Genomic DNA, 14,458 nt, shown 5'->3' with positions numbered 1-14,458 from the left:
TCTGATTCTATTCCCAAGTCCAAATCATCATCCACTTCCGAGTCAGAATCCAGTCCCATATCTAACTCATCCACTTCTGATTCTATTCCCAAGTCCAAATCATCATCCACTTCCGAGTCAGAATCCATATCCATATCCAACTCATCCACTTCTGACTCCAGGTCTAACTCACTCTGGTCATCATCAAGCAAATCATCAGAGTCCATACCCAATCCAGAAGCTAGTGCAGCAGCTCCACCGACAGCTACAGCTCCACCTACTAATGCTGCAGTACCCCAATTATTAGAATCTTCATTCTGGTCTGGCATAATTGGGGAATAAGATCCTGGTGACTCCTGAGCATCATCAGTCAATATTGATGTTGATTTGTCTATGGAAGAATCTGGTTTTTTACCTATGGCAATGTCTGGGTCAAAATTTAACCCTAAAACTTCTATTAAACTATCTGCATCTGCCTTGAGTTTGGAGAAAGGCAACATTAATGCCTCTAACTCTGGTTCCAGGGCATTAAGAATTCCCAAGATAAGGTATGACACAGGTCTCCTTCCTCCATCAGGAGTCTGGACCGTATTTTCATCTGTCATGTGTAGTACCAACCATGAGCGATTTTTTTGGTAGTACTGCAGCCATTTTTGTTTGAGGGACGTTGATAATTGTTCAAAGAAAACCATGACTTATATATTCCTTATCCTGAGAAGAGCTAAGTCTATTAAACCATCATCAGGTCAAGCTTTTCATCCTCTGATACAACTTCAGGTTTACTGGGATTTAAGTAGAAATCAGAGAGTAAGGAGAATAAATCGCGGTCTTGAGATTCGTTGGGCACTACTCCTTCTGGCAATGCCAAAATTTGGTCGGCAATGTTCAGGTAATAGTTACAAACGTATTGGAGTGAAGGATCGTTTTCGGCCATCTCGAACAATGTTTTGCCTTTGACACGAGAAACTCGAATATCTTCAATTAGTGGTAGGACTTCTAGTACTGGCATTGGTACGGCTTCTATATATTTATTGATTAGGTCGCGCTTGGATGTACGATTACCTATTAGGCCAGCTAAACGTAGAGGATGGGTACGAGCTTTTTCACGGACAGAGGCGGCAATGCGATTAGCTGCAAAGAGAGCATCGAAGCCATTATCTGTGACAATCATGCAGTAGTCTGAATAGTTTAGTGGAGCTGCAAAACCACCACAAACTACGTCACCGAGTACGTCAAATAGAATGACGTCGTATTCGTCAAAGGCATTTAATTCTTTGAGTAGTTTTACTGTTTCGCCGACAACGTAGCCACCACAACCTGCTCCAGCTGGTGGTCCACCTGCTTCTACACAGTCTACACCACCGTAACCTTTATAAATGACGTCTTCTGGCCAGATGTCTTCGTAATGGTAGTCCTTTTCTTGCAGGGTGTCAATAATTGTGGGGATGAGAAATCCTGTGAGGGTAAATGTACTGTCGTGTTTTGGGTCGCAACCGATTTGTAGAACTTTTTTACCACGTTTGGCTAAGGCTACTGAGATGTTGCAGCTTGTTGTAGATTTGCCGATGCCGCCTTTTCCATATACTGAGAGTTTCACTTTTTTTCTCCTAGATAATTTTTTAATTTAGATGAGGCTTAAGAACTTTTTATACTAAGCTCAAGTTTTGCTTATAGAGCTGCGCGCAGGCAACAGCTACCGCAAGTCAAAAGTTAAAAGTCAAAAGTCATCCGTGACTGAGTTTGAGTGTTTATTATTGCCTTAACCGATTTCCGTATTGCTATAACTTATGCGCAAACTGTTAAGTTTTAGACGGCATTTTTCTCAACATTTATCGACAACTGTGGACAAAATGTATAGATATAACCGTCTTTATTTATGTACAACTTTTAATTTGCTCATATTCACACTTTTGGCTTTTTGTCCTGGCACTGTGAAGTTAAAACTATTTGACTTTGAGCGAGGATTAACTCTGCCAACTTCCCCTGTTTCAATATTCAATGCACGGAAAGCGTCTAAATACTGAAGTTGATTTTTTTTCATCCTCTTATCAAGGGGGAGCTTTAGAACTTACTTTTTGGTGAACCTATTTTTTTTGGCTTCTCAAAAGAATTATTGTCTAACTTCACTACAAAAAAAAGAGGGGCAAGATTTATCAGATGCTGTAAAAATAAGCATTTAGATTGAATATTTTTTAAATTTAATTTTTTACTGTCATTAATTGCTTTTAGGGGAAATTTATTAGCTTATAAATTATTTTTGTAGTTTATTATTTATAAAAGGTAACAATATTAAAAAAATTAGGTATTGAATAATATCAAGACAAATTTTATGGCTCAAATCAAGGTTTTCGGAGACTTTGAGATGAAAAGGGTTCTCTGATTTGCTCCGATCATTAGGCGATCGCCCAATAGTAAATCCAATTATTTAGGAACACAATTGCCCAAGGTTAATTTTTATAACAAAAAATTTGATTAGTCCAAATATATTTCTGTAGGAGATTGGGTAGAAAGCAAAGGGCAGAAGATGAACACTAAAGAGGATTTACCAACTTTTTAGAGGGTTAAGTCAGGATTCAGGATTCAGGAGTCAGGAGTCAGAATTAATGGCTTCAATTGACTAGGCTATTTATTAGGAGTCAGCAGTCAGTAGTATTTCAATGATTAAGTAATTAACACTAGCCTGATCACCTTTTTGATAATTAGCACCCTAGAGCGCGTTAATTAGGGTTTGCTGATTAAATCTCAAATAATTGCCAGATAAAGGTTTTAGCCTTTTTAGGTATTGAAAAAGTACATGGTTTTCAGCTCTTCATGCTCAAAAAGTTAGCACTTTTAGCAATAGTTGGGCCAAAAAAATTCTCCCCTACTCCCCTACTCCCCTACTCCCCTACTCCCCCGCTCCCCTACTCCTTAAAAAAGACTTTTTCAGCAAACCCTAATTATTATGTTTACTTCCCCTCCTGGGATGGGTTATACCATTTTGAAAAAAGAATGTTACGAATAATAAGAATCATGAATAGACTTTCAAATAAAGTCTATTTGACGAAAAAGATAATTTACAACATCAAAAATGGTATTAAATCTATCCATTCTGAATTCTGGATTCAGAATTCAGAATTCTAAGAAATACCCTAGCTATTTGTAGCAAACATTTATCAAATTGGTATTAGGGGTGTGTTCCCTACCAGTAAGGAGGTTGCATGCAACGTCTCTACCCGCTCCCCCCAGAGCTAATTCATTGTCGTCAGAGAATATTTATATGGATATGAAATACATTTAATTGATGACACGCCCTAAGAATCTCCCCATCCCCCCATCCCCCCATCCCCCCATCTCCCCTAGAGTGGCCGGAAAATTACGCTGAAATAAAATCCAGAGTCTTGAGCATTATTGCCACGATCGTCCAGGTCTACTAAAGGGATGCCATAGTCTAAACGCAAATCAAACTGTGGCAGTGGTTGCCAAATCAAACCTATGCCTGCCCCTGCTAAAAATCTTTGGTCTGGTAAAAATTCATTATTAGGATTACTACCATCATTCCAAACAGCTCCAATATCTATAAAAGGAGTAAGTTGTATTGATGGTAAACCAGACTCATCCCGATAGACCGTAATCCGGTCTTCTATAGAAAACCGAAAACCATTATCCCCGGAACGTATATTCTGGCGATAGCCCCGTAACGACAAACCACCGCCAATAATAAATTGTTGGTATGGCAATAGAGGAATTGAGGATAACTGCAAATCTCCCTGGACAATCAATAAATGATTAGCACTTAATCTCTGTACCCTTTGCACTTGGCCTAGCCAACTGAAGAAATGTCCATCGGGTTGAGGGTCTTCCCTTTCTGTCGCGTCAAATAAATTAGTGCCAATATTAAATTGCGATCGCAAAGCCCAAGCTCCTTGAGGGTCTCGGCGAATGTAGTCTTGTCCCAACCTAATCACAGTAGTACTGTTAACACCATCTTCTTCTGGAGTTTGAGGGTCATCAAAAAGTTGATCGTCCAAAAAAGTCTCTGTACGCTGATAACTCAAACCTACAGAAAAAGCTAACTCTTCTCTAGGAGTTTGTAGAAAAGGCTGACGGTAACTAAACTCATATACATCCGTTGTGCCACTAATCTCTATACCTTCAAAATCTTGACCAATTCTATTACTGTTGGGTGCTGCTCTAAACTGTAAAGTGCCATTCATAGAGTTGATGGGCAAATTGTAGATAAAGTCAAAAACATCTGATTCATCGCTAAAAAGTCTGGTGGTGTTGTAGGATGCCACAAAAAAATCACCCCGCCCTGTCAAGTTGCGATGTAGTAAAGTCGAACCTATTCTTTCAGAGCCGACTGTGGGAGGTGAGTAATTATCAGTATTTATACTAAACTCAAGAGGGTTTGCTTCTGTGACACGAACAATCAGAATACTCTCTCCTGGATTTTCGCTAGCTCGCAAACTAGCTTCAATATTTTCAAATAAAGGATTACCCCGAAGTAATCGTAGTTGATTTTCTAGTTGAGCAGTGTCCAATGGCTGACCTGTTCCAAGTCGTATCCGATTTTCAATATAAGATTTTTGCAATCTTTTTGTACCTTCTATTTGGACTTCTCCTAAAATTCCTTCTACAACTTGAATCCTAACTGTGTCCTCGGTAATAGTTTGGGGTGGTAAAATTGCTCTTGAGGTAATATAGCCACGTTCTAGATAAATTTCGGTAATTTTATCTGCTATTTGCCGAAGTTCTAATAGGGTAACTAAACGTCCTTCTAATGGCCCAATGAGGGAATTAATTTCTTCTGGGGTTAAGATTGTACTTCCTAATACTAAAATTCTCTGCACGGGAATTTTTTGAGTAGGCTCATCTGGCAGAGGTTGAGGTGGTGGTGATTTTTTTAGTTCTTCTTCTTTTGGCTCTTCTGGTTGAGTTGGTTGGGGAAGGGGTTGGAGAAAGCGATCGCGATTTGGATCTGGTCGGGGGTTATCTGGTAAATTTTGTCGTATGTCTTGATTTGTTGGAGTATTTTGGGCATAACTTGGTTGTTTTGGAGTTAAGGTATCAATAATTTGAGGGTGAGTGAGTCTTTGCTGAGTATTGGATAGGTTTTGAATTTGAGTTTGTATTTGTATAATGTTTTTCTGTTGAGGAGAAGTTTTGGAGTTGGCTATTAATTTTAATCCTTGATTTTTTAGTGATTTAGAGCTGAAAATTTTTTGTTTCAGGTTTTTCTGTTGATATTTATAAATTAGTTTTGGAATTGATTTTGATGTTATTTTAGAGTTTTTGGATGATAAATAATGCCATTTTTTGGTTTTTACTGAAGTTTTATCCCATAATTTATCCACATCTGCAGTTTTGGATACAGCTTGATTAGCTAATAGGCAAATAATTATAAATGTAGTAGGAATTAATGTGATAAATTGAAACATTGCAATAGTTATGCTCTAGGTGTAATTTGACTTACCAAAAAAAAGGTGAATTCTGGTTCCTATATTGATCTAATAACGTCAGCATTTCCTGCGGAATGCTGCGCAAACAGTTGTTAGCTATTAGCTAGCTGACTGCTAATAGAAATCTGGCGAAAATCAAAAATAAAATCAATTATTATTCATAAATTATCAATTATTTTCCCCTGTTCCCTGTTCTCTCTTTTCTGGATATTTATAATAGCTGAATGCTTACCTAATAACAGCTAAAAAATAATTATTTATTGAGAGATAAAATGCGCATAATTGCCGAATAAAGTATCGGTATTAAGTTTTGCTATATTTCTTTAATAGGGTATTTATTCTATAAAATATAAGTTTTTTGTGAAGCAATAGCATAAACAATTGAATTTTGTCAATAATTGTATAGTAAACATCAGACGCATTTAGATTTTATGTTCTCTATTAAGGGTGACTTTTGACAAAGAAATTATATAGTTTCAATACTAAGTAGCTTAGTCAACGAATACTCAAAACCTACTGCGAAAATATTTATTCTGAATTTAACACGAATTTTGAATCACCTAAAAGTATGCAAAAACAATATTCTGGACCACGCACTATTAGACCAATTGGAGTTGCCTCACTACATAGTATTGCTTTTTCTAGAGAGATTCTCTATGCCATTGACAAAAACCGTGGTTTTCTGCTAGAAATTGACCCAAAAACAGATAATACAACAGTTATAAATCCCTTTCAAACTAATGAATTTATTGATGTTACAGGTCTCGCGCTTTGGAAAGATACTCTTTGGTTGACAAGGGAAAATGAAGTTTATTTCTGTCTCAATGCAATTGGTAATTCATCAGAGGGACGCCGAAAATGGCAACATTTTTTCACTTTACCTTATTCTGCTGATGGAATTGCTGTTTGGGAATCAACAGTTTATGTCACTTGTCAAAAACTAGGTAAGATTTTTGTATTAGATAAAAATACTAGACAACAAATTACTGGGTTTTATGCTCCAGGAATAGGGTTTGAAAATATTACAGTACAAGATGAAGAATTGTGGCTTTGCGACCGCGAGGAGCAAACGGTTTATTGTTTAGAAAGAGCAACGGGTAAAGTTAAGTTTAGTGTACTGACTCCTTTTGAAAGTCCTACGGGGTTAGCATTTTATCTGGATATAAATACCGGGGAAAGACAGCTTTATGTCGCTTATGCTGGAGACGAACTTTATATTAGGGATGATCCAAACTCAGAAAAACAGTATGAACTGAGTAAGCGCGATCGCTCTTTTATACATCCTCTTTATTTTTATTACAATGAACAGGAAAAGTATGCTGTTTCTAATGTTTTTTTAATAGAGATGTCTTATGTTGAAGAATTAGAACCATTAGATGAAGTTTTTTTAGAAGATTTAGAATGGCGTATTGCTTTACCATCAGAAACTCATCGCCAAAAAGTTAGGGAAATTTCTCCTATAGGAATACCTTTTACTGAAGAAATTCAAAATGGTGAAAAAGTTGCTGTTTTTCGGTTTAAATCATTGCGTCAAAGTGAAAGGCGTATATTTGGTTGGAAGGCGTTATTAGAAGTCAGGGCAATTAAGTACCAAATTCAACCTTTTAATGTAGAAAATATTCCGGAATTGCCAGAAGGTTTTCAGGAAAAATATCTGGTAGATAATGATAATTTGGCGATGGATAAAGAGATAGTTATCCAGGCAGCAACAGATGCTATTTTACAAGAAAAAAATCTATTGCGTCAACTTCTCAATATTCGGAATTATGTCTATGATCGACTTTCTTATGGAGTAACAACTAAGATTGATACTCCAGATATTGTATTAGAAAGAGGTGTTGGTTCTTGTGGAGAATATGTAGGGTTATTGTTAGCTTTGGCACGATTAAATAATATTGCTTGTCGTACAGTGGGTCGCTATAAATGTCCAGCTTTTGCTGACAGAAAAACTGTGCCTTTAGAGCCAGAATTTAATCATGTTTGGTTAGAATTTTATCTACCTGGTTTTGGTTGGGTTCCTATGGAATCAAACCCTGATGATTTACAAGAAGGAGGACCTTATCCGTTAAGGTTTTTTATGGGTTTAGCTTGGTATCATGTGGAAATTGGTAAAGGAATTAAGTTTGAAACTCTGAAAAGTAAGGGGATACCTGTTAATAAGGAAAAAATTTCAATTGGTAATTTGGCAATTAATCATGTTAGGTTTACCATTTTAGAAGAGCTACCTGGGTTGTAGTTGCAGAAGGAAGAAGTAATATCATGTCCGGTTGAATACTTATAAATAATGATCGAGGAGTCAGGAAGACCGAGTCAGGAGGGAAGAAAAAAGAGGAAAAGGAGAAAGTTTTTTGATCACTAATTATCCGGACATGATATGAGAGGGAATAAGGAAGAAGAGAAAGAACAATTATTTATTACATTCTGTATATGGAAATAATTATTTTGGAGAATGTTTTTATGTAAATATAGGCGTTGGTGATTTTGGCTATGATTTTTTTAAATGGCGATCGCCTAAATACTAATTAAAAAGCATTTTATACTTTATAAATTTAGCTTTCATAGCTTGATTCACCAACGCCTAAATATAGTTTAGTTACTCTAAAGCATTTTTTTTTGATAAAATCTAAAAGAAAAAATCTAAAATTTGAGGAGGAGTTGTGGAATTAACAGTCGTAAATATTATGGCGATAGTAGCATCAGGACTAATGTTAATTGTTACTGGAGGTGTGGTATATTTAACGGCGGCTGAGTGGCGCGATCGTAGACGTCAACAAAGGGATAAAACCACTCGTTGAAGACATTTTTTTTCTCTACTTTCATTTTTAATCATGGCGATAATTTCATTATCGTCTTTTTTTTGTGACACTTTATTTACTAGTTGTACTCTATTGTACTCCAAAGAATATAATACCAGTTTGATAAATGTTTGCTAAAAATAATAGAGATGAGGAGAGGAGAGAGAATATATAATGAGCGTGTTTTTTTTCGTAGTGTCAATTAGTATAATACCAGTTTCATAAAATATGCTACAGTAGTTTGGTCTGTTGGTGGAAATATAGAGATTAATCGTTTAACTACCTTTTTTGAATTTGGTATAATTTTATTGATCAGCAATTATTATATCATGTATATCATGTTATAATAGAGATTATTGATAATAATTTATATATTGCTGTCAAAACTTATCGATATAATTAAGCAATAAAACATATCATTTTATTGCTTTTTTTTCTTACTTTATCCAACGTCAGTCTTTCCTTCTTCCTTACCTACACAGTTTGTAATACAGCAGTTTTCAAGTTGATCAGGTACAAAATTTTATGCTTTTAGGGAACACGGTATCTGAGGACAAGGAATGAATCAAAATTATAGATTAATTTTCAACTGTACCTCACTATCCTGAAATTTGCTGTATTCTCTTTTAAAAATCGTATAACACTTCATCATTGCTTTTAAAAATCGTATAACACTTCATCATGCTTATATGAAATTTGATATTATTAGTGCAAATATGGCACTAGCAAGAATTTATGGTTATCATTCACCAGAAGAGTTACTCAAAAATATTAAAGATATTTCTCGACAGCTTGATTACGATCCTAACCGCAGGCAAAAATTTGTAGCAGCAATGAGAGTAGATAATGCTGTATATAATTTTGAGTCCTTAGCATATCGCAAAGATGGTCAGACAATTTGGGTTTCTGAAAATGCTCGTGCTGTACATGACTCTCAGGGCAAATTGTTGTATTACGAGGGTACTGTTTCTGATATTACTGAGCGGAAAATGGTGCAGGAAGCTTTAAAGTTTCAGCGAAAACAAATGGAACAGTTGCTGCTAAACATTTTGCCAGTTCAAATTGCTCAACGTCTACAAGAAGAACAAAGGGCGATCGCTGATAGTTTTGATGATGTGAGTGTGTTATTTGCTGACTTGGTGGGGTTTACTGAGTTTTGCTCCAATGTTTCTCCCATTGAACTTGTAAATTTTCTGAATTTGATTTTTTCTAAGTTTGACCAACTGACTCAAAAACATCATTTAGAGAAAATCAAAACTATTGGGGATGCTTATATGGTAGTTGGGGGTTTGCTAATTCAGCTAGATAAGCATTTGGAGGCGATCGCTAATATGGGACTAGATATGCAGGTTAGTTTTGCCAATCTATGTGATCGGTTAGAAAAATCTTTGAATTTGCGAGTTGGTATCCATGTGAGACCTGTGATTGCTGGAGTTATTGGTCAAACTAAATTTATCTATGATTTATGAGGCGATACTGTCAATATTGCGTCTCGGATGGAGTCTACTGGTATTTCTCGTAAAATTCAAGTTACCAGTCTTGTATATCAGCGACTCCAGAAAAAATTTGTATTTGAACAGCGGGGTAAAGTTTCAATCAAAGGGAAAGGAGATATGACTACTTATTTTCTTAAGGGAGTGAGGGAGTAGAGGAGTGGGGGATATTGAAGTAATTAGGGTTTGCTGAAAAAATTGGTTGGTGGGGGTAAGACACGGGGACACGGAGACACGGAGACGCGGAGATGGGGAAAACAGGCAAAGGTTTCGGCCATTTTATCATTTTCTTTGTGGGTTTAATACCCCACCGTCAACGGGGGTGTTCAAAATTACATGGGGATTCTAACCCCAAGTAATTTTCCTCCTGTCTCCTGTCTCCTGTCTCCTGTCTCCTGTCTCCTTCTTCAAGTGAAGAAATTTTCTTGAATTTCAGCAGAGAATTTCAATAAATTGATGCAAGTAAGAGCAAATAATATCATGTCCGGTTGAATAGTTACACTTTGGAGGAAAAAAGGCAGAAGGCAGAAGGGAAAGAGCAAGGTTAGAAGGCAGAAGGTTTTTTATAACTGATTATCCGTTAGCGTAGCTCCCCCGGAGGGGAACATGATATAACTAGGGTTTGCTGATTAAATCTGAAAGTATTGACTGATATTGGTTTGAGCAATTTTAGGTCTGGAAAAAGTACCAGCTTTTTGGTGGAAAAAGCTCAAAAAGCTAGTATTTTGGGATGATTATGGCAGAAAACTTGAGGGACAATTCTGACTTCTACCTCCTCGCTCATTCCCATTTCTCCCCTCCTGGGAGGGGGAGGGGCGAGGGGTAGGTTGTCTCCTGTATTCCCATCCTGGGAGGGGTTAGGGGTGAGTTGTCTCCTGTCTCCTGTCTCCTTGTTCTATACTACATTTTGTGGTGCGGAATGTGGGATACGACCTCTGAATTCTTCACAAGCAGCGAATAACCTTGACTTGGTCATAAGCTTTCCTTAATTCAGCCTCACGTTGGGGACTAGAGCGTCCGTAGGTGCCTTGACCTCGTAATTCTTCTGGAGTCGGGACAGTCGTCAAAACTTCTTCTCCTAGATCGTTAAACAAAACTACAGATTCAATCTTGACAAGATGTTGTTGATGTTGCCGATATAAATCGATATATTCTTCTACTACTTGTTGCCATTGTTGGGGCGGACAATAACTCCGCTCTATGAGAAGAACAAAATTAGGCACAGTCAAAACCTGATTGAGCACCAAACCTGCGACCATAAAGCTCAACCAACCGAGTCCAAGAATGGTTAACAGGTAACGATTTAGTTGTTTCATTTCCGTTCTACTAAACTTACCCAAACTTACCCATGCATGACTGCATGCAGCTCTGGAGCTAGCTTCCTGCGCGTGCTGACGCAATGCTGCGCAAACACTGAAGACCACTGACCGCAGTCTGCAACTTATCTTCTCCACAGGCTTAAAATTGGCGGGAACTCCACCTACTGATGCACATAGTTTTCCAAATTGACCGCAGCGTTTCCTGCGGAATGCTTCGCAAACAAGTCTCTGTCATCTTCAAAACTAATAGTAGCAGAACATCAGCAGAACATCAATTTATTTTCAATATTTCTTAATATTTGTCAAACTTTGTCCAATTTTTTTACTTCAGTAGTTAGCCCTATAAATTAGTCTGGAATAAACCTTTTAGGAGTTCTTTGACGGTTTCTGGAGTACCAGTTTTAACGGTAGATTCCCGTAGAGCAGCGATCACTGCTAATTCCTGTTGATTCACATCCCCATAAGCAATAGGATAAACCCGCACCCCACTGTATTGGAGAACGTCTTTGACTTCTGCGAAGACAAAACCTTCATTGGTTTTACCATCAGTTAAGACTAATAGATAAAAAAGACCATTAGGATTAGCTTTCTTTTGTTCGAGCAATTTCCCCAACGCCACCATCATTGCGTCATACATGGCGGTTCCGCCATCGGCACGTAAATTATCAATACCAGCTAGAAACCGTTTGTGCTGCATTTCATCAAAAGGGGCTAATTCCACCATTTCGCTTGGGCGCTCGTTATAACTAATTAAACCTAAATAATTACCTGGATTAATTTCTTGACTAGCAATGCGCAAACCCTCTTTTATCGCCGTTAGAGGTTGTCCTTCCATCGAACCACTGGTATCGATTACCGTCATTAAATAAACTGTACGTCCTGCATCTTTCTGACGCTTCCAAAATGATTGAGCAGTGGTTAAGACTTCTCCCGCTGGAATCGGGGGAAGATTGGGAGCCAAAAGATAGTCTGTCTCGACAAACCCTTGTTGCTGGGCCAGTTTTTTCATGGCATCAGAAGCAGCAAACTCAGCAAATTTTTGCAAGGCTTCTTGTTGTTTGGCTGTATTCCAGGCAAATCCGACCAGAGGATTATTATGAGGAATGCCAAAGGGGATAAAAACGGTTTTCTCAAATCCAGGTACTTTTTTGAGTTGCTGATAATTTAGATATTCCAACGGAAATGCTTGTAACTTATCCTTGTCGCGGATAAAAATTTCTTGCAAGTCTAGAGTAGTGGTTGTGCTAATCAATACCTGTTTCTGAAAGCTTTGAAATACTGACTTGACTTGAGGAGATTCTAAGTCAGCAATTGTTAGGGGTTCTCCATCTTGTTGGTGTCCTGCTGCTCGCCAAAAGATTGAGTAGAGCAGATTAAGAGCCGTAGAACTACTGTAGGGATTGGGATAGCCAACGGAAAGTTTACCAGAGGCGATCGCATTGAGCAACTTGTCAAAATTCACTTCGCCATTTGCAGCTAATTCCCGATAAACACGTTCTTGAAGGACAAAACCGCCAACGTTCGGCACTAAACGGGGAAGGATAGAGATGGTTTTAATTCCTTGACTTGACAGCATTGCCACCCACAAATCATTAGAGGGGGAATACCCTGTCGGTTTCACTTTGCCAGCAGCCAATAACTTGGCGGCAGTTCCCGAAGGAATTTTTCTCACCCCGACTTGAATAACTTGACCAGAACTAATGGTTTTTCTTTCTCGGTTAAAAGCTTGAGCAACTTCTACCAACCAACGTTCATTTTGCTTTTTGATATTGGCTTTTTCTGAAGAGCTGAATATTTCGAGATAAACTTCCTTGGGGTTTGTAGAGGGTTGAGCAGCATAAAGAGGAAACTGTTCAATGGGAGGAAGAGGTTCTTGAATCCCATCGATAGTGTAGCGCGAAGCTACTCGATCGGGAATTAGGGATGTGGCAACGGAAATCTTAGGAAGTAACTTTTCCTGGAGATATCTCTCTGCACTAGCGAAGGAATCTACCTTTTGCTCCACTACACATCCCCAGAGTAAAGCAAGGCACACTCCGATGAGAAACCAGAAACGTCCTTTTTCGAGCATAACTAACCTCCGTGGATTGACGATGATTTTGTCCCGATATTATCTAAGACAGTTTTATTTTCAGCAATGATTACTCGGAGACTGCGGGGTAAACTGGCTTGTTCAGTAGATGCTTCTAAAGAAGACAAAAGCACCCGATCTTGTAACTCTTGTAGCAAACGATGAGTTTCTTGCACTCGCTCACAAGTAGTTTCTAAATGCTGCTGGGTCAGATTTCTGTAGGTTTCAGTTTGCATTTTCTCCAAGGTTAGTAAGGCAAATGCTACTTGCTCGCCAAGAGATAAAACCGTGTAGAGAGTCTCCAATAATTCCGGCATTAAACTTGATTCTCGGTTAGCTATGCGTTGGGCAAAAATTTGGATTTGTTTGACCAAAATGAGGGTTTGTTCCCAATCGGCATCTTTACGTCCTTCAAGTTTTCGTTCAATACTTGCCAATTCATTGAGAAATATTGCTGCATCGAGTAAATTAGCGCCACCGCACCCATAGAATTGTCTGAGTTTCCCAAACCAAACTGCCACCATGACAAGGGCGATTGCTCCCCCGACAATTAAGGTAACGGGGCGATTTCCCAACCAGATAATCAAGCTCACATAGCCTAATCCTGTCCCTACAATTAGAAAATAGGTCTGTGGCAAACCCAAAACTTTACGCCAAAATAATTTCCAGTTCATTACGATCTAACTAATTAGAGCTTGCTGAAAAAGTCTTTTTGCTGAGGCAAGGAATAGGTATGGAGGGAATAGTTAAGAGTCAGGAGTTTAGGGGAGTTATTGAGGAAGTCCTTGAAATAATGGTTTCTTGATTTGTCTGCCTCGCCCCTGCCCCTTTCAGACTCATTTTTTCAACTCTATTAACCGAAAAGCTGATACTTTTTCCAGACCTAATTAAACGGTTTCGATTATCCTATGGCAAAGCATTCAGTAATTGAACGAAGCAGTTACTTATATATATCATCGTAAATTTTCGGGAAGTTGGAAACCAGCCAGTTTTAACGGCTGGATGAAAACGACGGGCGCGGGTTTTAACCCGTAGTCAAAAAAATCAAAAAAATGTGTTATAAGTAAAATCAAAGACACGAAGACCTCTGAATCATGGTGAAAGCCCGATAGCTAATGGACGCTTCAGTTAAATGGTGGTTAACCGAAAAGGTGGCTCGGTGCTTGTCAGCACTCTGTTTCCAGCCGTTAGTCAGCACGTTGTACCTCAGAGCGAGTGAATCAACCAACAACATACTACAAAAAGTAGCCTCAATGGTCTTTGGCCGGAGAGAGTAGTGGCGATTGGCACCGCCTAGTGAGATCCTGCTGTATGCGTACTACGGTACGGTACTGGCAATGTGGCCGTTTTGCCGGAGCGG

9 protein-coding genes and 1 pseudogene are annotated in these 14,458 nt (G+C 38.3%); 3 read left to right on the top strand and 7 right to left on the bottom strand.

Annotated elements, in window-relative coordinates; all coding sequences use genetic code 11:
• The 4 genes from F6K18_RS31250 to F6K18_RS31235 all read right to left on the bottom strand — a co-directional run.
• Positions 1-671: DUF5331 domain-containing protein (locus tag F6K18_RS31250; RefSeq protein ID WP_287526761.1), on the bottom strand; the 671-nt coding region annotated here is incomplete at its 3' end.
• A gap of 38 nt (positions 672-709) precedes the next feature.
• A complete protein-coding gene (gene bchL / locus F6K18_RS31245) occupies positions 710-1,576 on the bottom strand; it encodes a ferredoxin:protochlorophyllide reductase (ATP-dependent) iron-sulfur ATP-binding protein (RefSeq protein ID WP_240038902.1) in 867 nt (288 codons plus the stop codon).
• A gap of 273 nt (positions 1,577-1,849) precedes the next feature.
• Entirely contained in the window at positions 1,850-2,020 is a 171-nt protein-coding gene (locus F6K18_RS31240; protein ID WP_287526759.1) for a hypothetical protein, read from the bottom strand.
• Between the two features lie 1,297 nt (positions 2,021-3,317).
• Positions 3,318-5,399: a ShlB/FhaC/HecB family hemolysin secretion/activation protein gene (locus F6K18_RS31235; RefSeq protein ID WP_287526757.1), complete on the bottom strand. Its 2,082-nt coding sequence runs from the start codon at positions 5,397-5,399 to the stop codon at positions 3,318-3,320.
• A gap of 589 nt (positions 5,400-5,988) precedes the next feature.
• Here F6K18_RS31235 and F6K18_RS31230 point away from each other — a divergent pair.
• The 3 genes and pseudogenes from F6K18_RS31230 (at position 5,989) to F6K18_RS31220 (ending at position 9,864) form a co-directional block, all read left to right on the top strand.
• Positions 5,989-7,656, top strand: coding sequence for a transglutaminase family protein (locus tag F6K18_RS31230; RefSeq protein WP_287526755.1), 1,668 nt, complete (start codon positions 5,989-5,991; stop codon positions 7,654-7,656).
• 421 nt (positions 7,657-8,077) lie between these two features.
• A complete protein-coding gene (locus tag F6K18_RS31225; protein ID WP_287526753.1) occupies positions 8,078-8,215 on the top strand; it encodes a hypothetical protein in 138 nt (45 codons plus the stop codon).
• Positions 8,216-8,904: 689 nt separating this feature from the next.
• Positions 8,905-9,864 (top strand): annotated as a pseudogene (locus F6K18_RS31220) (adenylate/guanylate cyclase domain-containing protein).
• 788 nt (positions 9,865-10,652) lie between these two features.
• On the opposite strand, the gene F6K18_RS31215 reads toward F6K18_RS31220, so the two are convergent.
• The 3 genes from F6K18_RS31215 to F6K18_RS31205 form a co-directional block, all read right to left on the bottom strand.
• Positions 10,653-11,024: a hypothetical protein gene (locus F6K18_RS31215; RefSeq protein ID WP_287526752.1), complete on the bottom strand. Its 372-nt coding sequence runs from the start codon at positions 11,022-11,024 to the stop codon at positions 10,653-10,655.
• A 343-nt stretch (positions 11,025-11,367) separates the two neighbouring features.
• Entirely contained in the window at positions 11,368-13,098 is a 1,731-nt protein-coding gene (locus tag F6K18_RS31210; RefSeq protein ID WP_287526750.1) for a VWA domain-containing protein, read from the bottom strand.
• A gap of 2 nt (positions 13,099-13,100) precedes the next feature.
• Positions 13,101-13,772 carry a hypothetical protein gene (locus tag F6K18_RS31205; protein WP_287526749.1) on the bottom strand — a complete coding sequence of 224 codons (672 nt, stop codon included), beginning with the start codon at positions 13,770-13,772 and terminating at the stop codon, positions 13,101-13,103.
• Positions 13,773-14,458: the final 686 nt, after the last annotated feature.

This window comes from Okeania sp. SIO2C2 (assembly GCF_010692625.1).
Lineage (GTDB): Bacteria > Cyanobacteriota > Cyanobacteriia > Cyanobacteriales > Microcoleaceae > Okeania > Okeania hirsuta.
Note: the sequence above shows the minus strand (reverse complement) of the source record. Positions and strands in the feature narration are given on the sequence as shown.

Bases quoted from the DNA above. Each gene is read 5' to 3' on its own strand.
- F6K18_RS31230 (WP_287526755.1), top strand. From the start codon at position 5,989: ATGCAAAAACAATATTCTGGACCACGCACTATTAGACCAATTGGAGTT.
- F6K18_RS31205 (WP_287526749.1), bottom strand. From the start codon at position 13,772: ATGAACTGGAAATTATTTTGGCGTAAAGTTTTGGGTTTGCCACAGACC.
- F6K18_RS31215 (WP_287526752.1), bottom strand. From the start codon at position 11,024: ATGAAACAACTAAATCGTTACCTGTTAACCATTCTTGGACTCGGTTGG.
- F6K18_RS31210 (WP_287526750.1), bottom strand. From the start codon at position 13,098: ATGCTCGAAAAAGGACGTTTCTGGTTTCTCATCGGAGTGTGCCTTGCT.
- F6K18_RS31235 (WP_287526757.1), bottom strand. From the start codon at position 5,399: ATGTTTCAATTTATCACATTAATTCCTACTACATTTATAATTATTTGC.
- F6K18_RS31240 (WP_287526759.1), bottom strand. From the start codon at position 2,020: ATGAAAAAAAATCAACTTCAGTATTTAGACGCTTTCCGTGCATTGAAT.